The 23,566-nt window shown below is 67.8% G+C and carries 22 protein-coding genes and 1 pseudogene; 15 read left to right on the forward strand and 8 right to left on the reverse strand.

The window, feature by feature from the left end:
* Both GOAMR_RS03185 and GOAMR_RS03190 read left to right on the forward strand, forming a co-directional pair.
* The coding region (locus GOAMR_RS03185) for an AMP-binding enzyme (protein ID WP_040514211.1) at positions 1 to 227 on the forward strand (227 nt) is incomplete at its 5' end.
* Positions 228 to 282: 55 nt separating this feature from the next.
* The gene (locus tag GOAMR_RS03190; RefSeq protein ID WP_005182695.1) at positions 283 to 1,437 is read left to right on the forward strand and encodes an NAD(P)H-dependent flavin oxidoreductase; all 1,155 of its coding nucleotides are present in this window, start codon (positions 283 to 285) and stop codon (positions 1,435 to 1,437) included.
* Positions 1,438 to 1,728: 291 nt separating this feature from the next.
* On the opposite strand, the gene GOAMR_RS03195 is transcribed toward GOAMR_RS03190, so the two are convergent.
* From GOAMR_RS03195 to GOAMR_RS03220, 7 genes and pseudogenes are all read right to left on the reverse strand, one after another.
* Positions 1,729 to 2,493, reverse strand: coding sequence for a TetR/AcrR family transcriptional regulator (locus GOAMR_RS03195; protein WP_005182697.1), 765 nt, complete (start codon positions 2,491 to 2,493; stop codon positions 1,729 to 1,731).
* Positions 2,494 to 2,591: 98 nt separating this feature from the next.
* Positions 2,592 to 2,957, reverse strand: coding sequence for a DUF952 domain-containing protein (locus GOAMR_RS03200; protein ID WP_005182698.1), 366 nt, complete (start codon positions 2,955 to 2,957; stop codon positions 2,592 to 2,594).
* 49 nt (positions 2,958 to 3,006) lie between these two features.
* Positions 3,007 to 3,222: pseudogene (locus GOAMR_RS25860) on the reverse strand (TerD family protein); the annotation flags it as partial.
* Positions 3,123 to 4,799 (reverse strand): exonuclease domain-containing protein, encoded by a 1,677-nt coding sequence (locus GOAMR_RS03205; RefSeq protein WP_005182702.1) that lies wholly within the window; start codon positions 4,797 to 4,799, stop codon positions 3,123 to 3,125. The pseudogene GOAMR_RS25860 and the gene GOAMR_RS03205, both read right to left, overlap by 100 nt.
* Before the next feature lie 313 nt (positions 4,800 to 5,112).
* On the reverse strand, positions 5,113 to 6,654 hold the full coding sequence (locus tag GOAMR_RS03210; protein ID WP_005182704.1) for an AMP-binding protein: 1,542 nt from the start codon (positions 6,652 to 6,654) through the stop codon (positions 5,113 to 5,115).
* Complete coding sequence (locus GOAMR_RS03215) at positions 6,651 to 7,736, reverse strand: acyl-CoA dehydrogenase family protein (protein WP_005182705.1); 1,086 nt, start codon at positions 7,734 to 7,736, stop codon at positions 6,651 to 6,653. Before GOAMR_RS03215 ends, GOAMR_RS03210 begins: the two co-directional genes overlap by 4 nt.
* Positions 7,737 to 7,898: 162 nt before the next feature.
* Entirely contained in the window at positions 7,899 to 9,083 is a 1,185-nt protein-coding gene (locus GOAMR_RS03220; RefSeq protein WP_005182706.1) for an acyl-CoA dehydrogenase family protein, read from the reverse strand.
* A gap of 91 nt (positions 9,084 to 9,174) precedes the next feature.
* Between GOAMR_RS03220 and GOAMR_RS03225 the strand changes: the two genes are divergently transcribed.
* The 13 genes from GOAMR_RS03225 (at position 9,175) to GOAMR_RS03285 (ending at position 22,095) form a co-directional block, all read left to right on the forward strand.
* On the forward strand, positions 9,175 to 9,366 hold the full coding sequence (locus GOAMR_RS03225; protein WP_005182707.1) for a ferredoxin: 192 nt from the start codon (positions 9,175 to 9,177) through the stop codon (positions 9,364 to 9,366).
* 86 nt (positions 9,367 to 9,452) lie between these two features.
* Positions 9,453 to 10,358 carry a 3-oxoacyl-ACP reductase gene (locus GOAMR_RS03230; RefSeq protein WP_005182708.1) on the forward strand — a complete coding sequence of 302 codons (906 nt, stop codon included), beginning with the start codon at positions 9,453 to 9,455 and terminating at the stop codon, positions 10,356 to 10,358.
* 59 nt (positions 10,359 to 10,417) lie between these two features.
* Positions 10,418 to 11,194 carry an MlaE family ABC transporter permease gene (locus GOAMR_RS03235; protein WP_005182709.1) on the forward strand — a complete coding sequence of 259 codons (777 nt, stop codon included), beginning with the start codon at positions 10,418 to 10,420 and terminating at the stop codon, positions 11,192 to 11,194.
* A gap of 3 nt (positions 11,195 to 11,197) precedes the next feature.
* On the forward strand, positions 11,198 to 12,058 hold the full coding sequence (locus GOAMR_RS03240; RefSeq protein ID WP_005182710.1) for an MlaE family ABC transporter permease: 861 nt from the start codon (positions 11,198 to 11,200) through the stop codon (positions 12,056 to 12,058).
* A 132-nt stretch (positions 12,059 to 12,190) separates the two neighbouring features.
* Positions 12,191 to 13,321 (forward strand): MCE family protein, encoded by a 1,131-nt coding sequence (locus tag GOAMR_RS03245; RefSeq protein ID WP_040514236.1) that lies wholly within the window; start codon positions 12,191 to 12,193, stop codon positions 13,319 to 13,321.
* Positions 13,314 to 14,402: an MCE family protein gene (locus tag GOAMR_RS03250; RefSeq protein WP_005182715.1), complete on the forward strand. Its 1,089-nt coding sequence runs from the start codon at positions 13,314 to 13,316 to the stop codon at positions 14,400 to 14,402. The genes GOAMR_RS03245 and GOAMR_RS03250 overlap by 8 nt, the downstream gene beginning before the upstream one ends.
* Positions 14,399 to 15,709, forward strand: a complete 1,311-nt coding sequence (locus GOAMR_RS03255; RefSeq protein WP_005182717.1) for an MCE family protein — start codon at positions 14,399 to 14,401, stop codon at positions 15,707 to 15,709. Before GOAMR_RS03250 ends, GOAMR_RS03255 begins: the two co-directional genes overlap by 4 nt.
* Positions 15,710 to 15,713: 4 nt before the next feature.
* Positions 15,714 to 17,009 carry an MCE family protein gene (locus tag GOAMR_RS03260; protein WP_005182720.1) on the forward strand — a complete coding sequence of 432 codons (1,296 nt, stop codon included), beginning with the start codon at positions 15,714 to 15,716 and terminating at the stop codon, positions 17,007 to 17,009.
* A 23-nt stretch (positions 17,010 to 17,032) separates the two neighbouring features.
* Entirely contained in the window at positions 17,033 to 18,370 is a 1,338-nt protein-coding gene (locus tag GOAMR_RS03265; protein WP_005182722.1) for an MCE family protein, read from the forward strand.
* The gene (locus tag GOAMR_RS03270) at positions 18,370 to 19,854 is read left to right on the forward strand and encodes an MlaD family protein (RefSeq protein WP_005182724.1); all 1,485 of its coding nucleotides are present in this window, start codon (positions 18,370 to 18,372) and stop codon (positions 19,852 to 19,854) included. Before GOAMR_RS03265 ends, GOAMR_RS03270 begins: the two co-directional genes overlap by 1 nt.
* A complete protein-coding gene (locus tag GOAMR_RS03275; protein WP_050942572.1) occupies positions 19,851 to 20,690 on the forward strand; it encodes an Rv1363c family protein in 840 nt (279 codons plus the stop codon). The genes GOAMR_RS03270 and GOAMR_RS03275 overlap by 4 nt, the downstream gene beginning before the upstream one ends.
* 2 nt (positions 20,691 to 20,692) lie before the next feature.
* Positions 20,693 to 21,406 (forward strand): hypothetical protein, encoded by a 714-nt coding sequence (locus GOAMR_RS03280; RefSeq protein WP_050942573.1) that lies wholly within the window; start codon positions 20,693 to 20,695, stop codon positions 21,404 to 21,406.
* Positions 21,407 to 21,441: 35 nt separating this feature from the next.
* Positions 21,442 to 22,095 (forward strand): TetR/AcrR family transcriptional regulator, encoded by a 654-nt coding sequence (locus GOAMR_RS03285; protein WP_040514216.1) that lies wholly within the window; start codon positions 21,442 to 21,444, stop codon positions 22,093 to 22,095.
* Here GOAMR_RS03285 and GOAMR_RS03290 read toward each other — a convergent pair.
* Entirely contained in the window at positions 22,059 to 23,534 is a 1,476-nt protein-coding gene (locus GOAMR_RS03290; protein WP_005182728.1) for a condensation domain-containing protein, read from the reverse strand. The two genes, GOAMR_RS03285 and GOAMR_RS03290, sit on opposite strands and share 37 nt — an antisense overlap.
* Positions 23,535 to 23,566: the final 32 nt, after the last annotated feature.

Below are 23,566 nucleotides of genomic sequence, written 5' to 3' on the forward strand. Positions count from 1 at the left end.
CCGACGACCGGTTCGGGCAGCGCGTCGCGGCTGTCGTCGCCACCCGCGGGGATGCGCGCCCGGCGCTGGCCGACCTCAACGAGGTGGTCCGTAAGGAACTCGCCGGATACAAGTGCCCGCGCAGCGTCTGGTTCGTCGACGAGATCAAGCGGTCGCCGGCTGGAAAGCCCGACTATCGCTGGGGCGCAGAACAAACCACCACCCGCGAACCCGATCAGACTCTGTGACAGCGACTTTTGTGACAGCCCGGATTTTCAGCACCCACGAGATGTAAGAGGAAGCATGCGTACACAACTCGCCGAACAATTCGGCATCGAGTACCCGATCTTCGGATTCACCCCCTCTCAGCACGTCGCCGCCGCGATCAGCCGGGCCGGTGGCCTGGGCGTGCTCGGCTGCGTCCGCTTCAACGAGGCCGACGAACTCGACGCCGTTCTGGAATGGATGCACGAGAACACCGACGGCAAACCGTTCGGCGTCGACGTGGTGATGCCCGCGAAGATCCCCACCGAGGGCAGCAAGATGGACCTCGACTCGATGATCCCGCCCGAGCACCGGGCGTTCGTCGAGCGCACCCTCGCCGACCTGGGGGTGCCGCCGCTCGGCGACGACGAGGGCGTCAACACCGGTGTGCTGGGCTGGCTGCATTCGGTGGCGCGCTCGCACGTCGACGTCGCCATGGAACACACCCGCAAATACGGGCAGATCAAGCTGATCGCCAACGCGCTCGGTTCGCCGCCCGACGACGTGATCGCCGTCGCGCACGAGAACGGCGTGAAGGTGGCGGCGCTGGCCGGGACGTCGGCGCACGCCCTCAACCATGTGGGTGCCGGCGTCGACATCGTGATCGCCCAGGGCTACGAGGGCGGCGGGCACACCGGCGACGTGGCGTCGATGGTGCTGTGGCCGGAGATCGTCGACGCCGTGGGGGCCGCGCCGGTGCTCGCGGCCGGTGGGGTGGGCGACGGCCGGCAGATCGCCGCCGCCATCGCCCTTGGCGCACAAGGGGTCTGGATGGGTACCTACTGGCTGACCGCGGCCGAGTACGAACTCGGTACCACCGGTGACGGGCCGTCCACGGTGCAGCAGGCACTGCTGAAGGCATCGTCGCGCGACACAGTGCGCCGCCGCATCTACTCGGGCAAACCCGCCCGGCTGCTCAAGACCCGCTGGACCGACGCGTGGGACGCCCCCGGCGCCCCCGATCCGCTGCCGATGCCGCTGCAGAACCTGCTCGTCGGCGAGGCGCACGCACGGATCTCCGCCTCCGACGATCCCGAGGTGGTGGCGATGCCGGCCGGGCAGATCGTGGGCCGCTGCAACGCCATCACCCCGGTGGCCGAGCTCATCGACGGGCTGGTGTCGGGATACGACGCCGCGGCGGAGCGGATGTCGCGCACCGTGGTGGCCCGGGAGGGTAACCACCTCGTCGGTTGAGGTGTGAGCGAAACCTGGTGGGACGACATTGTCGGCTCACCGGGTTTCGAGGCTCGTCGCTTACGCTCCTCGCACCTCAACCGGCAGTGGGGGCACCGTGGTGGCCCGGGAAGGTGGACCACCTCAACCGGCAGAGGGGGGATCGTGGTGGCCCGGGAGGTAACCACCTCGTCGGTTGAGGTGCGAGCTTGCGAGCCTCGAAACCTGGTGGGACGACATTGTCAGCTCACCGGGTTTCGAGGCTCGTCGCTTGCGCTCCTCGCACCTCAACCGGCAGAGGGGGGATCGTGGTCAGGACGACTTCGGCTTCCGCAAGGTCAACTGGCCGCGGTTGCCGCGGTCGCCCGCCGGGCCGTAGTGCCGGGTGATCGCGGCGTTCATCGTCGCGATGCCGGTGAGAATCACATCGAAACCGAACTCGTGGGCCGGTGCCGGTTCCGCGGCCGCCGCCACCATCCGGGCGGCGATCGGGAATCGTTCGGCCGCACCGAGTTCGGCGAGCTTAGCCGGTAGCTGCGCGGCGTGCTCGTACGCCGTCGCGGTGGATGCGGCCGCCCGGGACCGCGCCCGGGCGAAGTCCAGAGCCAGCGTCAGGACCGCGTCCTTGGCGGTGTCGGAGAACGGCAGCGGCTCGATGGCGGACAGTTCGCGGTCGTATTTGGCGAGTGCACCCGGACCGGCCACGGCATGCGTGGCGGGGATCTCGGTGAGCCAGGGATGCTCGGCGAACAGCGCCAGATTGTCGGCGACGACGGCCGACAGCATCGCCTGCCAATCGTCGCCGGGGCCGATCGAGGTGACATCGGTGTAGGCCATGTCGGCGTACACCTGATCGACCATCAGCGCGATCAACTGCTCGCGGCCGTCGACGTACGAGTACAGCGACATGACCGGGATCCCGACGGCGGCGGCGACGTCACGGACGGTGAACTCGGCGCCCTTCTCGTCGGCGACGTCGATCGCGGTGGTCACGATCTGATCGGTCGTGTACTTGGGGGGCCGTCCGCGGCGAACCTGCGGAACCTCCTTGCGCCACAACAGATCGATGGTGTCCATGGTCCTCGCCGGTCGCCGGGATAGATAAACGTATTCAGTACGAATACCAGTGCCGCCGCCCGGTCCATACAGCGGGGTCCGTTTCCGTGAGAGTGTGCTCAGCCGGCGTCTGGGAGTGGTGCGAACGTCCCTTCGCTGTCCGGAAGGTACGGTTCGGCAGCGACGATCGCGGCGACCGGAAGTTCGCCGTACAGGTGCGGGAACAGCATGCTCTCCGGGTCGGTCGGCACACCTGGTTCCCAGCGGATCTCCGCCGTCAGCAGCGCCGGATCGACGCGCAGCGCCAGCAGGTCGGTGCGGCCGGCGAACAGCCGGTTGGCGGGCAGATGCACCTGATACGGCGCCGACAGATGGATGAAGCCGACGTCGGCCGGCGACAGGGCGTCGACGTGGCCGAGGGCCTGGGCCCGCGACCAGTCGGCTTCGGTGCACAGGTGAAGAAGCGGTCCGGTGGTTGAGGTCACCGCGTCATCGTGCCCGCGCAGGCCTCAGCCGTCTACTTCAACCCCGGCGTCAGCCGTCCACTTCGACGCCGTGCCGGACGGCGAATGCGGCGAGGTCGTCGTCGTAGCCCTGACCGAGGATCCGCAGCCGCCACACCCCGCGCCTGCGGTACACCTCGGCGACGATCATCGACCGTTCCGAGGTGGCGGCGTCCAGGACGGCGGTGGCGATGGTGGTGGCGCCGCTGTCGACGGTGACCGACAGTGCGCCGAGGTCGCCGAATGTGGCCTGCTCGATGGCGGCGCCGACGGTGACGCGGGCGACGTCGTCGGGGACGGAACCGAGTCCACCGTGATGCCCTGCTCGCGGTCGCCGTCGATGCTCAGCGACACGGCGCCGTCGGGGGAGGCGGGCTGGTTGAAGAACACGAACTCGTCGTCCGAGGGCACCCGGTCGGTGTCGTCGAGTTCGAATGCGACGACATCGACCTCGGGCGCGGCGACGGCGGCGGCGCTCCACGCCACGTTGACCGAGACGCTGTGCAGGCCCGTTGGCAGGTCGATGACCATGCCGGGGGTCATCGTCACCGGTTCGGGCATGGGTGCGGCCTCCGTCTGTGCGTCCTTGTCGGTGTCGGCGTTGGTTTCGGTGTCGATCCTAGGGGCACTCTCGACAGTGGCCGGGGTGGCCAGGCCGAGCGCGGCGTCGACGTCGGCCATGGTGAGGAGCGTGAGCTTGCGGTTGACGATCTTGGTCATCCGCGGGTCGCCCTCGCCGCCCGACAGCACCAGCACCTGCGAGACCCGCGAGGTGAGATTGATGGCCGGAACACCGCCCAATTGCACGATGCGCGAACGCATCACGGTGGCCTCCAGATGAGACCCACCGATCACCAGGGTGCGCCGGCCCGCCCACGGTCCGGCCGGCGTCGACGGCGCGGGAGCTGAAATGACCTCGATGATCTCGATCTCTTTGGGTGCCGCCTTGAGCACACCCGCGACGGGATTGTCGGCCAGTCGCAACACGGTGGCCTCGTCGACGATCGGGGTGCCGAACACGGCCGCCCGCTCCAGCTTGCCCGAGTGCGGCGCGCCGGCGTTCACCACCAGCAGCCCGGTCCTGCCGCTGAGACTGTTCATCACGTCCATCCCGGCGTCGGCGAGCCGGTGGGCGAGTTCTGCGCGTGGCACGTTCGTGGGGCCGGTGATCACGATCTTGGTGCCCTGGACCAGCCCGACCGACGGGTCGAACCGGCCCGCCTCCCGCCATGGGCACGGCACCCGGGTCACCTTGTCCGGGTAGGCCCGCGACGACTCGCCGCACGCCACGATCGGCAGGCCGAGCCCGAGGGATTCGGCGAGGTCGACGCTGCGGCGGAACACGTGGGTCAGGGTGCGGGCGTCGTCGAGGGCGTCGTGGGCGTTGTCCTGCCGGATACCCCAGTGCCGGGCCAATGTCCCGAGTTTCACGTCGGGCACGTCGAGCTGCAGCCGGCGGGCCAGGGTGACCGTACACAGCCGCGTCACGGTGGGCAGCGTGGCACCCGCCCGGCGGGCCTCCTCGACGAGGAAGCCGTGGTCGAAGGCGGCGTTGTGCGCCACCAGGGTGCGGCCGTCGAGCAGCTGCGTCAGCGGTCCGATGACGGCGTCGAATGTCGGTGCACCACTGAGCCGTTCCCGGGTCAGCCGGTGGATGTGGACGGGGCCCGGATCGCAGCCCGGATTGAGCAGCGTGGAGAACTCGTCCTCCACCCGGCCCGCGGCGTCCATCGTGATCGCCGCGACGCTCAGCATTCGATGCTCGCGCGCCCGCAGACCCGACGTCTCCACATCGACCAGTGCCCACCCGGGCTCGGCAGCCATCACCACACATCCTTTCGTCGCGAGGATTGTGCCAGAGCCGTCGGACATCCGTGGCGGACCCGTGATCGCGGACATTCTCGGCTTGCGGGGTTTCGAGGCTCCTCGCCTGGCGGCTCGTCGCACCTCAACCGGCAGGGGGCAGGGTGTTCTGGGTGGCAACCCGCCGGGCTCCTCGCCTGGCGGCTCGTCGCACCTCAACCGGCAGGGGGTGGGTGTTCTGGGTGGCCAACCCGCCGGTTGGCGACGAGCCTCGAAACCTGGTGAGGTTCGAGTGTCCTGGGTGGGCAACCCGTCGGTTGAGGTGCGAGGAGCGCTAGCGACGAGCCTCGAAACCCGGTGAGGTTCGAGTGTCCTGGGCGGGAACGTAGCGTCGGTCCTGCCGGGTCCAGGTCGGGGTGTCGGCCTGGGGGCGGAGGTGGCGTTTGACCGTTTTGAAGGTGGCGGTTTCGGGGAGGGTGTCCAGCAGGACGATCCGGTGGGGCCACTGTTTGGGGCCGAGATCCGGTTGGGTGGCCAGGAAGCCGCTGAGGGCTTCGGGGGTGAGATTGTCGGCGACCAGGGCGGCGACGATCTCGTCGCCGATCTCCACCGGGACACCGAAGACGGCCGCGAACCGGATCTGATCGTGGCGCAGGAGGATTCGTTCGATCGGCTGGGCGCCCAGGTTCTCGCCGTCGACTCGCATCCAGTCGCCGACGCGGCCCGCGAAGTGGATGTAGCCGGCGTCGTCGACCCAGCCGAGGTCGCCGGTGTGGTACATGCCGCCGCGCAGGCGGTCGTCGGTGGCCTCCTTGTCGTTGTAGTAGCCACTGAAAAGACCTGGGCCGGAGGAATTCACGATCTCGCCGACGGTGCCGGGCGGGACCGGGGCGCCGGTGTCGGGGTCGACGACGGCGTTCGGTTCGCGCAGGGGGCCGAGGGCGTCGTCGGGGGTGTCGGGGGTGCGGGTGATCGCGACGCCGCTCTCGGTGGAGCCGAAACCGTCGACCACGCGGCAACCGAAACGCTTGGCGAAGGCGGTGCGGTCGGCGGCCGACGCCTCGTTGCCGTACATGATCCGCAGCGGCGACGACGCGTCGTCGGGGCGGGGCTCGGTGGCCAGGATGTAACGCATCGGGGTGCCGACGTAGTTGGCGAACGTGATGCCGTAGCGGTGGACGTCGTCGGCGAAACCGCGGGCGGAGAACCTGCGGCGCAACGCGATCGACGCGCTGCCGGCCACCGCGATCGACCAGCCGGCGATCAGGGCGTTGGAATGGAACATCGGCATCGCGATGTAGGCGACATCGCCCGCACCGATCGAAAACCGTTCGGCGAGCATCTTTCCCGGGTCGGCGAACTTACGCTGGTTGCAGCGCACCGCCTTCGGATCGCCGGTGGTGCCCGAGGTGAAGATCAGCATCAGTAGATCGTCGGGTGCGGGCGACCGGTCCCGGGGGCGGGCCGAAACCCGACCGTCGGACACGAGACCCGACCACTCGGGTCCGTCGATATTGATTACGCGGACAGCCGAATCCGCCGGGTACAGGTGTGCGGTGGCGTCGGAGACCAGGACCAGTTGGCAGTCCGAGCGGGTGACGTCGGCGGCCAGGGCGTCGCCGCGGCGGGTGGTGTTGAGACCGACCAGGACGAAACCGCCGAGGGCGGCGGCACCGAACAGGTAGCTGAACTCGGGAACGTTCTCCAGCAGCACCCCGACATGTGGTGGCCGGTCCGGATCCAGAAGTGGCGCAAGCATAGTGCCGCGCTGTCGCGACAGGGTGACATGGTCGCGCCAGGAGATGAAGTCGTCCTCGAAGTACAGGCCGCGGTCGTCGACATCGGCCAGTGCCAGCAGCAGTTCCGCGACGGTCATGCCGGTGCGGCGGCCAGGTACTCGCCGATGTCGAGCAGCGTCGCCGACGCCGAACCGGCTGTGAACTCGTTCTGCTTGGCGCGCAGGAAGTATCGGTGCACCGGATGCGAGGTGTCGAGACCGATGCCGCCGTGGATGTGCACGGTGGCGTGCGCGACGTGATGACCGGCCTCGGCGGCCCAGAACTTGGCCGTCGCGATCGCGGTGGGCGCTGACGGATCGTTCTGGGCGAGCAGCCAGGCGGCCTGCTGGGTGGTGACGCCCAGGGCCTGGGCGTTGATGTAGCCGTCGGCCAGGCGCTGTGACACGGCCTGGAAGGATCCGATCGGGCGGTCGAATTGTTCACGTTCCCGGGCGTATTCGGCGGTCAGGGACAGGGCCTGCGCGACGACGCCGGTCTGGTCGGCGGCCACGGCCAGCCGGGAACGCGCGGCGATCGCATCGACGGCACCGGTGGCCAGGATCCTGGACGGATCGACCGGCACAGCGTCGAAGGTGACCTGGGCGGCGGGACTCAGGCCGGTGACCGGGGTCGCGGTGATCGTGACACCGGCGGCGCCGGCGTCGACCAGTGCGGCCAGCGGTCCGTCGGGGCCGGTGGCGGTGGCCAGCAGCAGGGTCGCGGCGGCGGCGAAGGGGACGTTGACCTTGACACCCGACAGGGTGAGTCCTTCGGATGTTGTTGTGGCGGTGAGGGGCTGGGTGCGCAGGTCCTCCTCGGCCGCCACCGTGACGATCGTCGAGCCGTCCGCGATGCCGGGTAGTACCTCACCGCCCAGAGGTTCGGGGCCGAAGCCGGCGATCACCGGACCGGCGACCACGGCGTGCGGGCCGAACGGGACCCGTGCCAGCTGCCGGCCGAGTTCGGTTGCCACGGCGACATTGTCGGCGACGGTCAGGCCGTCGCCGGATTGTTCGAGTCCCAGCAGGCCCGCCTTGGCCAGCTCGGTCCACAGCTCGGTGTCGAGAGGGGCTGCGGCGGACTCGAGTTCGGCGACGCGTTCGGGGGTGCTGATCGTGGACGCGATGTCGGCGGTGAGGGTGGTGAGGTCCGCGGTTGATTCGTCGGGGGTGAAGTCCATGTGGGGTGTCCTGTGGTTTGGCGCGGTGGTGGTCGGGTAATGCTGTTGTGTCGCCGGACCCTTCGTGACCCTCGCTCCTTCGTCGCTTCGGCCTCAGGGATCAAGATGGGGGCGGGTCGGAGGCGTTGCGGGGATCAAGATGGGGAACTGTTTCTCAGGTGGTCAGCGGCGGGAGTAGGGGAGTTTCAGGGCGGTCATGGCGATGATGTCGCGCTGGACCTCGTTGGTGCCGCCGCCGAAGGTGAGGATCAGCGAGGTGCGCTGGAAACGTTCGAGGCGGCCGGCGAGGTGGGCGCCGGGGCTGCCCTGGCGCAGGGTGGCGGTGGGGCCTACCACCTCCATCAGCAGCCGGTAGGCCTCGGTGGCGAACTCCGTGCCGAACACCTTGGTGGCCGATGCGTCGGCGGGGGAGGGGGCACTGCCGGAGCCGACGGCGGAGGCGATCTTCCAGTTGATCAGCTTGAGGAACTCGACCTTGGCGTGCACCCGGGCCAGGTTTGTGCGCACCCACTGCTGCTCGATCACCCCGGCCTCGCGGGCCCAGGCGACGGTTTCACCGAGCGCGATCTGGATGGGGGCGGCGCTGCACAGCGCGACGCGCTCGTTGTTGAGCTGGTTGGTGACCAGCGCCCAGCCGCGGCCTTCCTCGCCGACCAGGCTGCTGCGCGGCACCCGGACGTCGGAGTAGTAGGTGGCCGAGGTGTCGACGCCCGACATGGTGTGCACCACGGTGTAGTCGAAACCCGGAGCCGTCGTCGGGACCGTGAGTATCGAGATGCCGCGATGCTTCTTGGCGCCGTCCGCGAGCCCGGACTGATCGGTGCGGCAGGCCAGCCAGATGTAGTCCGCGTACGGGACAAGACTGGTCCACATCTTCTGGCCGTTGATCACGTACTCGTCACCGTCGGTGACGGCGGTGGTGCGCAGATTGGCCAGGTCGGTGCCTGCGCCTGGCTCCGAGTAGCCGATGGAGAAATGCAGGTCACCGGCCGCGATGCGGGGCAGGAAGTAGGCCTTCTGCTCGTCGGTGCCGTAGTGCATGATCGTCGGCGCCACCGAGTTGATGGTCAGGAACGGCACCGGCGCGCCGGCGATCGCGGCCTCGTCGGTGAAGATCAGCTGATCCATCATCGACCGGTTCTGGCCGCCGTATTCGGTGGGCCAGCCCAGTGCCAGCCAGCCGTCCTTACCCATCCGCGACACCACGTCACGGTAGGCGTCGCCGTACTCGCCGGCTTCGGTTCCCCCTACGAGGGCGGCCCGGCGTTCCGGGGTCATCAGGTCGGTGAAATACGCCCGCAGCTCACGCCGCAGGGCTTCTTGTTCGTCGGTGTAGGCGATGCGCACCAGGGGCTCCCACTCGTCAAGTTCTGAAACACGTTCTAACGTGGATGGGTACAGCCCGTCAACCAATCCGCATCCGCGGAAGGAGTTCGTTATGCGAGTCAAAGCAGACTTCGACCTGTGTGAGTCCAACGCCGTATGCGTGGGGCTGGCCCCCGACATCTTCGACCTCGATGACAACGATTACCTGCTGATTCTCCATGAGGACGTGCCCGCCGAGCATGAGGCGGCGGTGCGTCAGGCCGTCGCCGGATGTCCCAAGGCCGCGCTCTCGATCGAGGAATGATCGCCCGGATCTGACGAAAGCGGCGACGCCCGGCTGCGCTACTGTGCTAGAACAAGTTCTAGTTTTGCGATCGAGAGGGTGTTGCGGTGAGTACATCACTGGGAAGCGCGTCACTGGAGGGCCGCGTCGCGGTCGTCACCGGAGCCGGTGGCGGCCTCGGCCGGGCCGAGGCCATCGGCCTCGCCGGGAACGGGGCGACGGTCATCGTCAACGACCTCGGTTCGTCGCTCGAACGCAGCGATGTCGTCGACGTCATCACCTCGGCCGGCGGCCGGGCGGTACCGGTCGCCGGTGACATCTCCGACTCGGCGACGGCCACAGAGATCATGCGGACCGCCGTCGAGGACCTCGGATCCCTCGACATCGTGGTCAACAACGCGGGCATCACCCGCGACAAGATGCTGTTCAACCTCACCGACGAGGACTGGGACCTGGTCGTCGCGGTCCACCTGCGCGGGCATTTCCTGCTCACCCGCAATGCCGCCGCGCACTGGCGCGCGCTGTCGAAGCAGACCGGTGAGAAGGTCAACGGTTCCATCATCAACACCTCGTCGGAGGCGGCGCTGCTCGGCCCGCCGGCGCAGGCGAACTACGGTGCCGCCAAAGCCGGTATCACCGCGCTGACCGTGTCCGCGGCCCGCGGCCTCGGCCGTATCGGTGCGCGGGCCAATGCCATCTGCCCGCGCGCCCGCACACCCATGACCGCCGACGTGTTCGGCGAGGCCCCCGAGGGAACGGTGGATCCGCTGGCGCCCGAGCATGTGGTGCGGCTGGTCAATTTCCTCTCCTCGGACGACGCCGAAAATGTTTCGGGACAGGTTTTTGTGGTCTACGGTCCACAGGTGATGCTCATGGCACCACCGACCGTCGATCAGGTCTTTTCCGCGGAGGGTGATGCCTGGGACGCCGACGACCTGGCAAAGACGCTAGGTGAGCATTTTGCAGGTCGTGACCCGGGCCGGATATTCTCAGCCCTCGACCTGATCAAGTGACCCAGAACACGACGTGGTGATAGCTTCCCGTCTGATGTTCGTGCGATGAAGGAGTGCAGGTGGCAACTCTGTCGGTAGCCAAGCTGACGACACCGCTTGCCGGCGTAGGTGACTTTGTCGCGCTGGGGGTCGACTCGTTCCGGGAACTGTTCCGGCGGCCGTTCCAGTGGCGCGAGACCATCGAACAGTCGTGGGCGATCGCCCGCGTCTCGATGGTCCCGACGCTGCTGGTGGCGATTCCCTTCACCGTGCTGGTCAGCTTCACCCTGAACATCCTGCTGCGGGAGATCGGTGCCCAGGATCTGTCCGGCGCCGGTGCGGCCCTGGGCACCATCACCCAGATCGGCCCCATCGTCACGGTGCTGATCGTCGCCGGTGCCGGCGCCACCGCGATCTGCGCCGACCTCGGCGCCCGCACGATCCGCGAAGAGATCGACGCCATGAAGGTCCTCGGCATCAACCCGGTCCACCGCCTCGTGGTACCGCGCGTCATCGCCTCGACCGGGGTGGCGCTGCTGCTCAACAGCCTCGTGTGCACCATCGGCATCGGCGGCGGCTTCGTGTTCTCGGTATTCCTGCAGGACGTGAACCCGGGCGCCTTCCTGGCCAACCTGACCCTGCTCACCGGCTTCGGTGAGCTGATGATCTCGATGGTCAAGGCCGCCCTCTTCGGTCTGTTCGCCGGCCTGGTCGGCTGCTATCGCGGCCTGCACGTCAAAGGCGGCGCCAAGGGCGTCGGCGACGCCGTCAACGAGACGGTCGTCTACTCCTTCATGGCACTGTTCGTGGTCAATGTCGTGGTCACCGCGGTGGGCCTGAAAGCAACCGCCGGCTGAACCATGGCGAGTGCACATTTTCCGTATACCACCCGGCTCCGCGAGGCACGTGTCGCGGCCAAACGCGCGGGTGAGGACTGGAACCAGATCGGTGACCAGGCGCTGTTCTACTGGGACGCCATCATCGCGATCCCCCGGGCACTGCGCCTGTACAAGAAAGAAACGCTGCGGCTCATCGCCGAGATCTCGATGGGCACCGGCGCGCTGGCCATGATCGGCGGCACCGTCGTCGTGGTGGGCTTCCTGACCCTGTTCACCGGCGGCACCATCGCCGTGCAGGGCTACAGCTCCCTGGCCAACATCGGTGTCGAGGCGCTGACCGGCTTCTTCTCCGCGTTCATCAACGTGCGCATCGCGGTCCCGGTGATCTCCGGTATCGCGCTCGCCGCCACGATCGGCGCGGGCGCCACCGCACAGCTCGGCGCGATGCGCGTGAGCGAGGAGATCGACGCCCTGGAGGTGATGGCGATCTCGTCGATCCCGTTCCTGGTGTCGACGCGGATCGTCGCCGGTCTGGTGGCGATCATCCCGCTGTACTCGCTGGCCTCGCTCGCCTCGTTCCTGGCCAGCCGGTTCGCGACGGTCTTCGTATACGGGCAGTCGCCCGGTGTGTACGACCACTACTTCGACACCTTCCTCATACCGTCGGACATCCTGTGGTCGTTCGTGCAGGCCATCGCGATGGCCGTCGCGGTCATGCTCATCCACACCTATTACGGCTACAACGCCTCGGGTGGTCCCGTGGGTGTGGGCGTGGCCGTCGGCAACGCGGTGCGCGCCTCGCTGGTGGTGGTCGTGGTGATCACGCTGCTAACGTCGCTGGCCATCTACGGCTCCGACGGCAACTTCAACCTCGCCGGGTGATGCACCGGTGATCGATCAGGGCGGGAACAAGGCAGTAAGTATGAGCGGCAGTACCGGGGGCCGGGGCGGAGTGCGGCGGTGAGCAGAAAACAGGAGCGCAGCACCGCCGTCCGCAGGACCGCCGCGCTGATCATGGTCGGCGGGCTGACCGCGCTCATCGTGGGTGCGGCGGGACAGTTCGTGGGCATGTTCGACTCCACGGAGCAGGTCACGCTGCATTCACCGCGCGCCGGCCTCGTGATGAGCCCCGAGGCGAAGGTCAAACTGCGCGGGGTGACCGTCGGGCACGTCAAGTCGGTCAGCGAACACAACGGCCAGGCCGTGCTGAAGCTGGAGATGGACGCCGACCAGATGTCGTCGATCCCCGCCAACGTGAAGGCCGAGATCAAGTCGAACACCATCTTCGGCGCCAAGGCCGTCAACCTGTCGGTGCCCGAGGACGGGGCGCAGGGCAGGCTACGCCGCGGCCAGGTGATCGGCGCCGACCACGTGGTGGTCGAGCTCAACACCGTCTACCAGCAGCTGGTCAACGTGCTCGCCGAACTGCAGCCGGACAAGCTCAACGCCACCCTCGGCGCCGTCGACACCGCGCTGTCGGGACGCGGCGACAAGGTGGGCGCATCGCTGGTGCAGCTCACCTCGCTGCTCGGCAAGACCAACAAGCACCTGCCGGAACTGAACCGGATGTTCACCGAGGCCGCCACGGTCACCAACGTGTACGCCGACGTCACCAACGACCTGATGCGCACCGTCGACAATTTCACCGTCATCGGCAACACCCTCGTCGACAACTCGGCCAACCTCGACGCGCTGCTCATCAACGCCACCGGCATGGCCAACACCGTCAACGGGGTGGTGGCACCCAGCGTGAACACGCTGATCCGCTCGCTGACCGACCTGAACCCGGTGGCGCGGCTGCTGGGCTACCAGTCGCCGGGCATCAAATGTTTCATCACCACCGCCGCGTCGGCGGGTGAGCTGGCCAAGCCGTACATGGGTGCCGACAAGAAATCGCCCTACCTCAAGCTGGACGCCAGCATCATGCCCGGCAAGGACCCGTACGAGTACCCGTACGACCTGCCCGAGGTCCGCGGCGACGGTCCGCCCACCTGCGAGACCGGACTGAGCAACCCGTCGTCGACGGAGCACATGAAGTTCTACGTGTCCGACAACGCCAACTACCCGTATCAACCGCGCACCAAACCGAAGGCCGATTCGACCAAGTTGTTCCAGCTCATGTTCGGGGAGCCGCCTCGTGGCTGACTCAACCCGCAAATCGGATCCCGGCGCCACCCGGGCCCGCGCGTTCCGCGCCACCATCATCAAACTCGGATCGTTCGTGGTGGTGATGCTGCTGGTGTTCGTCGCCCTCGTGGTGGTGTTCAGCAAGTACCGCTCGGGGTCGACGCGGGAGTACACGGCCGTGTTCACCAGCGCGTCGGCGCTCAAGTCCGGCTCGTCGGTGGAGATCGCCGGAGTCGAGGTGGGCACGGTGTCGAAAGTGTCGCTCAACCGGCAGAACCAGGCAGTCCTCAAGTTCACCGTCGACGACCGCTACCGCGTGCCCAGGAACGTGAAGGCGCTGATCCGGTACGAGAACCTCACCGGCGACCGCTATCTGGAACTGCGCCGCGAACCGGGCGAGGCCGGGCAGCGGCTGGCCGACGGCGCCCGGATCCCGGTGGAGCAGACCCAGCCGGCCCTCGACCTCGACAACCTGGTCGGCGGGTTCAAGCCGCTGCTGCGCAGCCTCGACCCGGATGAGGCCGACCAGCTGACGGCGTCGCTGATCCAGGTGTTCCAGGGCCAGGGCCCCGCCCTCAACCAGCTGCTGAAGAACACCGGGCAGTTCACCGATTCGCTGGCCGACCGCGACAAGCTGATCGGTGATGTCATCGACAACCTGAACACGATGATCGGCACCGTCGAGGACGACAAGAAGGGCTTCGACACCAGCGTCGACCTGCTCCAGCAACTCGTCACCGGGCTGTCGTCGCAGCGCGATGTGATCGGCAACGCCCTCACCCAGACCTCGCAGCTCACCAACGGGATGGCCGACCTGCTCAGCACCACCCGGCCCGACCTGCGCAAGATCGTGGGCAACACCGGGCAGCTCAGCGAGAACGTGCTGAATGCCGAACCATTCCTGCGCAGTGTGCTGACCCGGCTGCCCGAGGACTACAAGAAGCTGTCCAACCTGGGCAGTTACGGCGCGTGGCTGCAGATCTACTTCTGCCGGATCCGGCTGCTCATCGGTGGCCCGGGCAAGACCCAGGTGTTCTACACCGCGATCGATGTGACCGGTGACAAGACCACAGCGCAGGGGAGGTGCACGCCGCAATGACCGACAGCCAGAACAATGACAACCAGGCCGGCGAGCACAACGCGCGGGGCGAGGGACTGTTCACGGCCCAGCGATCCGAGTCCGACGAGGCCGACGTCGCACGCACCGCCAAGCGCGGCGGTCGCAGCCGGGCCGCGGTCGGCGCCATCGGCATCATCGTCGTCACCCTGGTGGTGGTGTCGGCGCTGCAGATGGACAAGCTGCCGTATCTGAAGCCCGTCAGCACCTACAGCGCCCTCTTCGGCGACGCCGGTGGCCTGAGCACCGGCGATGTGGTGATGGTCTCGGGTGTGGAGGTGGGCACCGTCGAAGACGTCAAGCTCGCCAAGACCCCCAAGGGAACCAAGGTCAAGGTGTCGTTCCGGATGAAGGACGACGTGGTCCTCGGCAATCAGTCGCAGGCCGCGATCAAGACCGAGACGGTCCTCGGACGGCGCAACCTGACGCTGATCCCGCACGGCGGTGACCTGCTGCGGCCGGGCGATGAGATCCCGGCCGAGCAGACCTCGGAGCCGTACTCGCTGCAGGACGTGCTCGACACCACCTCGCACAAGCTCAAGGACACCGACACCGACCAGCTCAACGAAGCCCTGCGCACCCTGACCGACGCGTTCGCCGAAACCCCGTCGCAGGTGCGCGGCGCCGTCGACGGTGTGGCCCGGCTGTCGAAGGCGGTCAACGACCGCGACGTCGCGCTGCGGCAGCTCCTCGGCAAGGCCGACAGCGTGTCGTCGGTGGTGGCCAAGCGCAGCAAGCAGATCAACACGCTGCTGATCGACGCCAACAGCCTCGTCGGTGAGGTGCAGACGCGCCGCGCCGCCCTCGGTCAGCTGATCACCGGCGTCCGGGACCTGACCCGGCAGTTGAGCGGCTTCATCTCCGACAACAATCAGCAGCTCAAGCCGACGCAGGAGAAGCTGCAGCGGGTGCTGACGATCCTCACCGACAAAGAGCAGGATCTCAAGAAGACGATCGACCGGCTCGGACCGTACGCCAACTCGCTCGGCGAGGCCGTCGCGTCGGGACCGAATTTCGACTCGCTGGTGGGTATCCCGACGTTCGGCGATTACACGTCGTCGTTCATGAAGGTGCTGCAGGGCAAGTATCCGCAGGCCTTCGAGAGCTTCATGAAGTACACGCAGTTCCCGCCGCTGCCGTCGAACTGGGAGCTGGCGCCCGACGCGGGCACCGACCCGAAGCGCCCACCCGCCCCGTCACCTACCTATCCGAAACCGGCCCCGCCGACCAACACGGCGACGGTGGAACCGCCGGCCGCCACGATGAGCCCGGCACGGCAGGGAGGCTGACGACATGGTGAGCATCAACAAGAGTGCCGCCGTGAAGTCGGTGGCGATCGTGGTGGCGGTGGCCGCGCTGGCGGTGATCGCGCTCGGCGGTTACCGCTGGTTCAAGGCGGCCACCACCAACACCTACACGGCGTACTTCCCGGTCGCGGCCAGCCTGTACAAGGGCGACCCGGTGCGGGTGCTGGGCGTGAACGTCGGCACCGTCGACTCGATCACCCCGCGCGACGGCGATGTGAAGGTGGTGCTGCGCGTCGACTCCGACGTGGACATCCCCGCGGACGCGAAGGCCGTGATCGTCGCCCAAAGCCTGGTCACAGGTCGGTTCGTGCAGCTCACCCCGGTATACGACAGCGGGGAGAAACTCGCGAACAAGGCGACGATCCCGATGGAACGGACCGTCGTCCCGATGGAGTGGGACGACATCAAGGCACAGCTGAGCAAGCTCAGTGAGTCCCTCGGCCCGCAGACCCCCGGCTCGGTGACCAACGACGTGGACAAGGGCGCGGCCGCCGAGGCGGTGGAGGTGCTCAACAAGAACCTGTCCGGCAACGGTCAGGCCATCCGGCGCTCGGTCACCGAGATGTCCGACCTGATGGGCACGCTGTCGGCCAATCGCGGCGACCTCTTCGGCACCGTACGCAACCTGCAGAAACTCACCGAGGCCCTGTCGCAGAGCCACGAGGAGCTGGTGCAGTTCAACGGCCGCATCGCCTCGGTGAGCCAGGTGCTCTCGGACAACGCCGACGAGCTCGGCGACGCGCTGACCGGGCTCAACTCGGCGGTGACCGACGTGAAGTCGTTCATCGACCGCAACGGCGCCGACCTGACCACCTCGGTGGGCAAGCTCGCCGATGTCACCAGGATCGTCAAGGACAAGGACGAACAGCTGCGCGGCCTGCTGCATTCGGCACCCACCCAGTTGGCCAACTTCCAGAACATCTACAACCCGTTGACCGGTTCGCTGTCGGGTGTGTTCGGCCTCGGTATGGGCACCAACCTGATCACCCTGCTGTGCGGCACGATGGACTCCACCGCCCGGCCGGGAACCACCAAGGCCGACATCGACCACTGCGTCGACGTGCTGGCGCCGGTGGTGTCGTCGATCTCGATGAACTATCCGCCGTTCCTGCTCAACCCTGTGTCGGCGGCCACGGCCTCGCCCAACCAGATCGTCTACCAGAACAACGACGTGAAGGCGCGTGCCAAGACCGGTGTCAACCGCATGGACGAGACCACCCGCAAGCACAACAAGGGCAACCCGCTGGCGAACCTGCTCGTCCCGTTCGGGGCCGCGGGATGAACAGAAGTGGGATGAGGGCCCGGATGATGAGCGCTCGTAGACGGCCGGCCGTCGCCGCCGCGGCGCTGGCGATGACGCTGACCGTCGCCGGCTGCACCTTCGACGGCGTCAACTCGCTGCCGGTGCCTGGCGCCCAGGGCACCGACGACGGCGCGTACACCATCAGCGCCGTCGTGCCGTCGGCGGCGGGCCTGGTCAACAACGCCCCCGTGCATCTGGACGACTCCACGGTCGGCAGTGTCGGGGAGATGACCGTCGCCGACGACTGGAACGCCAAGCTGACGATCCGGCTGAACAAGGGGGTGCGGGTGCCCCGGGGATCGCACGTGATGGTCGCGATGACCAGCGTGCTCGGGTCCTCGCACCTGGAGATTGTGCAGCCCGACAGGCCCGAGGGCGGCTACCTGAAGGCTGGCGACCAGATCCCGCTCACCAAGTGCCCCGAGCAGTCCAACATCATCACCGACCTGTCGGTGCCGCAGGTGCCCGACATCAACGTCGCGCAGCAGGTGGCGCGCTGCACCTTCCCGTCGACCGAGCAGGTGCTCAGTTCGCTGTCGGTGGTGCTCAACGGCGGCGGGCTCAGCCAGCTCGGCGACATCGTGCACGAGATGAGCGACATGCTCGGCGACCGCGGGGACGCGCTGAGCAAACTGATCCCGCGGCTGGACACGCTGGTGGGTGAGCTGAACGGGCAGCGCGACAACATCATCGCCGCCACCGAGGGCCTCGACCGGCTGGCGTCGGCGGTCAACGATCAGCTGCCCACCCTGCGCACGGCGCTGACCGACAGCCCGCAGATCCTCAAGCTGCTCACCGATCAGCGCAAGAACTTCACCGACACGCTCGGCTCGATGGCGACGCTGTCGGAGACGGCCAACAAGGTGCTCAAGGCCAACAGCGACGACATCAAGACGATCGTCGCCAACCTCGAACCGGCCATCGACCAATTGCAGCAGACCGGTCCGGCGCTCACCCAGTCGCTGAACATCCTGCTGACCTTCCCATTCTACGAGCCGACGATCCCGACGATCATCAAGGGCGACTACGTCAACTCCGACCTCGTCCTCGACCTGACCCCGTCGCGGCTGAACAAGTCGATGTTCGCGACCGCCCGGTTCATCGGGCCCGAAGGTGTGGTGGGCAAGCCCGCTTCCGGTGCCAAGCGTGGTCTCAACCCGTTCACCGCGCCGCTGGACAACGGTGCGGTCCCCGACTCCCGCAGTTCGACGGGCAAGTCCGGTGCGCGCAAGAGCACCGAACGGCCGGCCGCCCAGAAGCCAGGCACCCAGAAGTCGGGCACCCACAAGCCGACACCGCGCAAGACCGCCACGACCACGCCGCAGGGAGGTGACCGCTGATGAGGATCACAAAGTTCGTCCGTACCCAGCTGATCATCTTCGGCATCGTCACCGTGATCGCGGTGATCGCGATGGCGGTGTACTACATCCGCATCCCGTCGATGTTCGGGGTCGGCAGCTACAAGGTCACCCTCAATCTGCCCAGCACGGGCGGGCTGTACCAGAACGCCAACGTCGCCTACCGCGGCGTGAATGTCGGCAAGGTGACGTCGGTGCGGCTCACCGACGAGGGGGTCGCCGCGACGCTGGTCATCGACAACGACACCAAGATCCCGGCGTCGATGCCCGCCGCGGTGCGCAGTGTGTCGGCGATCGGCGAACAGTACGTCGAGTTCGCACCGGTCAAGGATCAGTCCGGCAACCGCGACAACGTCCCGGATACCGGCACCGACGGCACCGGCGCGGACACCGGTTCACGTGGGACACTCCGCGACGGCTCGGTGGTGACCAGCGCGAACGTGCCGGTGGAGATCGCATCCATGCTCGATCAGGCAGACTCGCTGCTCGACAACATCGGCAGTGCCGACCTGCGCAGCCTGATCGATGAGGCGTTCACCGCATTCAACGGCACCGGCGAACAACTGCAGCGCCTGCTCGACTCGATGGCACTGTTCGTGAACGAGGCCGACAAGAACTCGCAGCCGATCGTCGACCTCATCGACCAGACCGGTCCGCTGCTGTCGACCCAGTCCCGCACCACCGGCCAGATCCGGGCGTGGACCCGCAACGTCACCAAGGTCACCGACCAGTTGCGGGCGAGCAAACCGGAGATCACCGACATCCTGCGGCACGGCCCCGGGGTGGCCGACCAGAGCCAGAAGCTGTTCGGCTCGCTCGACCAGTCGTATCCGCTACTGGTGTCCAACCTCGGCGTGATCGCCCGCACCCAGGCGGTGTACCTGCCCAACATGCGGCAGATCGTGACGATCTACCCGCGCCTCATCGGCTCGCTGGTCACCGCCCTGAACACCGGTTCGGTCCGGTACGGCGCCAACGTGACGTTCGCCCTCGGCATCAACGACCGCGCCCCGTGCAGCATCGGTTACCTGCCGAAGGACGAGTGGCGCTGGCCGTCCGAACAGAACGCGCGGGAACTGCCGTCGGGCATGCTGTGCCGGGTGCCGCAGAACGCCAACATCGCCGTGCGCGGTGCACGCAACTATCCTTGCGTCGAGTTCCCCGGCCGGCGTGCCCCCACCCCGGCCGAATGTAAAACCGGGTACAAACCCGATCCCGGCACCAACGATGCGTTCCGGACCAGCGACATCAAGATCGGCCCGGCGTCGGTGCAGGGCGAGATCGTGCCGGGCACACCGTCGACCAAGACCGATGAACCGTCGGTGTACAGCACCGCCTACGATCCGGTATCGGGGGATTTCATCGGCCCGGACGGTAAGACGTACAACGCGGGAACCGGGCAGAAGAAGCCAGGAGGAAGTGCCACTACATGGCAGAGCCTGATCAGCCGGACAGTGAATCCGTGACGCCGGGACCGGCCGCGCCGGTGCGGCCGGTGCTCAGCGCACCGCTGCGGCGGGGCGCCAGGAAACCGCCGCCGGCGAAGGCACCTGACAAGGCGGGTGTTCCCGGCGCGGGCGACGACGAGGCCACGACCGTCGCCGCCGAGACCCCTGACAGGGATGTTTCTGAGAAGGAGGTGTCCGAGCAGGACTCTGCCGAACCGGAGACAGACGATCAGGAGTCCGGACCGGAACCTTCTCAGCTTGAGAGTTCGCTCGGCTACCGGGACCGCCGCCGGCCCCGGTCCCGGACCGCGGCGACGACCAAGGGCTCCGGAAAGGACCCCGGGGTCGCCTACAGCGGCAAGTCCGTCGCGCCGGTCCGTGCGATCGCCGTGGGCCTGAGCGTCGTGGTGATCATCGCGTGCGCGATCGTCGCGGTGGTGGCGGCCCTCGGCATCGAACGGCAGAACGACAGGGACGAGCTGCGCGCCGAGTATTCGGACTTTGCCTCGCAGGTCATCGTCAACCTCACCAGCTTCAACCCGAAGAACACCGACAACGCGCTCAAGACGCTGGAGAAGCAGACCAGCGGCCGGGCCAAGACACAGATCTCCGACTCGATCCAGCAGGTGACCAGTCTGGTCAAGTCCACCAATGTGGAGACCAAGACCACCGTGCTGTCGTCGGCGGTCACCAAGGCCACCGACGACGAGGGTTCGGTGATCATGGTGTATGGCTGGGAGCAGCGGTCCCTCGACGGCAAGGCCGCCCCCGAGTATCAGACGTTCCGTTGGCGCGTCGACATGACCCGGATCAACGGCGAACTCAAGATGACCAACTTCGAGTGGGTGACCTAGGCATGCCGGGCGAACAGAATCTGGCCGGCCGGCTCGGCGTCGACACCAAGGCCGGGCGGATCACCGCCGCCGTGCTGGCGGTGCTGCTGGTGGCGTCGGCGGTCTCGGCGATCGTGCTCGGGGTGCGCTATCTGGGTGTGCGTGCCGACGAGAAGGCCCGCGATTCGGCGCTGTCCGCGGCCCGCGACTATGTCACGACGATGTTCGGTTACACCCCGAAAGACGTTGCCGCACATGTGGAACGGTCCAAGAAGGCGGTGACCGGGGACGCGAAGGCGCAGTACGACAAGATCATCGCCGACACCGACCTGGTGGCCGAGGTGGGTAAGCAGAAGATCGTCTCCGAGGTGATCATCCAGGATGCGGGCGTGGTCACCAGCACCCGCGACAGCGCCACCGTGCTGCTGTTCATCAACCAGTCGGTCACCCGCGGCGGCAACGAGCTGGTGCAGATCAATCCGAGCCGACTCACGTACTCGATGACCAAGGACGACGGCCGGTGGCTGATCAACGGGATCGATGTCATCACCGATGACTCGTTCCGCGGCAAGGTGGAGGTCACCACGTCGGTGCCGTCCGGGGCCACGCCGATTCCTGGCCTGAGCCCGACGCCCACCCCGGGCAGCACCACCCCGACCCAGCCGGCCGCGACCCAGCCGGTGGCACCTACCCCGCCGGCGACGCCGACGGGCGAGATCCCGGTCCCCACGCCGTAGTGAGTGGTCGCACGGTGGGTTCCGGCCGCACTACGATGGGCCGGGTGCCACCCCGCCAACGATTGACACCCGCCGAGCGGCGCTCGGAACTGCTCGACGTCGGTGTGCGCGTCTTCGGCGAACGGCCGTTCGAGGAGACCTCGATGGAGGACATCGCCGCCGCGGCGGGGGTGTCGCGGCGGCTGCTGTATCACTACTTTCCCACCCGGGCAGAGTATTTCGGGGCGATCTGGCAGCGGGTGCATGTCGAGCTGCGGCAGGCGGTGATCGCCGCGGACGCCCCGACGGTACGGGAACGCGTGGAGGTGGCCCTCGCCGCCTACCTCGACTTCTATCAGAGGCATCTGCCGCTGGTGCTGATCTCGAGCCGCAGTTCGATCTCCGCGGACCCGGCGGTGCGCGGCCCGGTCACCCAGAACTTTGAGGCATTGTGCGCCGGGTTCCTCGACGCCGCCGGGGTCGACGGACCTGAGCGCGCGGTCGCCGAGGTGGGATTCGCCGGCTGGATCACCTACGTCCGCGAGGCGGCGCTGGCCGCACTGGTCGACGAGCGGATCACCCTGGCGGTCTGCCACGACATGTGCATGCACGTGCTCGACGCCGCGGTGGGCCCACGGGTGGACCTGCGGGTGCCGCCACGTGCCCCGGTCTCTCAGGCAACCGCCTCCACCGGCGAGGAGAGCGTGTAGTCGCCGTCTCGTGCGACGGACCGGATCACCGTGCACAGGTGCGCGAAGTACCGCAGCACCTGATGCTGGGCGTACGGCGTTCCCGGGGTCTGGCTGCCGAGGTACAGCCGCCGGTGGTCGCGGTTGATCCACAGCGAGGCGTTGGCGGTGCGGCCCTCTCCGGTGAAGATGATGCCGCGCTCGTAGGGATCGCTCCCGGCCGCGGGGAACCTGCGGAAGTCGATGTACGAGAGCAGATTCGGTGTCGAGGCGAGAGCCGCGGGTGACGCTCCGGCGGCGACGAGCGCACCGAGCGCCGCCTGGACCGGTACCGCGGCAAGCAGTTTGGCCTGCTGGTAGCCGGCGTCGGCGGCACCGAGCAGCTCGGTGAACGTCCGGGTGCCGGCGATCGCGAACGCGACCGGGGCGAATGAGCCGAACCAGCCCTGGGCGGAGGCGAATTGCGGTGCGGCCATTCGGGTGTTGAACACGGTCATCCCGTAATAGTCTGTCCGGCCGGCCAGTTCGGCGTCGGTGGCCGCCAGGGCCGCGTAGATGCCGGTGAGGAAGCGTGATCCCGCGTCCCGGCAGGCCGACTCGAATCTGTCGACGTCGTCGCCGGTGAGGATGGTGATCTCGACGGGGGTGACGGGTGCGGTCTCGCCGGGCGCCAGGCCGAGGTCGAGTGAAAAGCCGGGCAGCTCGAGGTTGTTGCGGGCGAAGATCTCCGTCCATGTGGCAAGCTCGTCCGAGCCTGACAGGTGGTGGTCCACGAGCGCCGACTCGGCACGTGCGTAGTCGAGGTAACCCTGTGTGTCACCGCAGGTTTCGGCAGCGGGTAGCGCCCCGGTGCGAGGTGCGTCGCCGCTGCTCTTGGCGGGATCGCCGAGTGCGGTGTAGATGTCGATGATCTCGGTCAGGGCCAGCGCCTGCGAGGCGCCGTCGGACAGAGCGTGGTCGCAGCCGAAGAACACGGTGAAGCTGCCGGGTCTGCGGATGGCGCCGAACGCGAAGCCCGGAAACGAGGTGCTGATGGCCTCGGCGCCGAACCGGTCGGCGATATGCCGCTGGAACTGCTCGTCGGTGGCCACCGGCCCGGCATCGTGGGCGGTGAACGACACGTCGACGGCATCGACGACGCGTGCGGCGACCCGCGGTCCGTCGGTCTCGAACCAGGTGCGCAGAGCGGAGTGCCCGCGGACGAAGGAGTTGAGCGCCTGCGTCATCCGGCCCTCGTCGAGGTCGCCGTCGATCTCGGTGCCCGAACCCAGGTAGGCGCGGTGCGGTGCGCCGCGGTCGCGGGCGGCTGCGCAGCCCCGGACGTGGTTCTCCACCAGGAAGGTCAGCGGACCGGTGTGGGTGGGGGCATCTCCGGCCGCGGCGGTGGTGGCGGCGGTCGGCAGCCAGCTCACGGCGTGACCCGGGGCGGGGGTGAACGAGCCCATGGCGGTGATTCTCATGTGAGGTTCTCTCCTAGAAACTGGAGCGGGGG

Source organism: Gordonia amarae NBRC 15530, assembly GCF_000241345.1.
GTDB classification, from domain to species: Bacteria; Actinomycetota; Actinomycetes; order Mycobacteriales; family Mycobacteriaceae; genus Gordonia; species Gordonia amarae.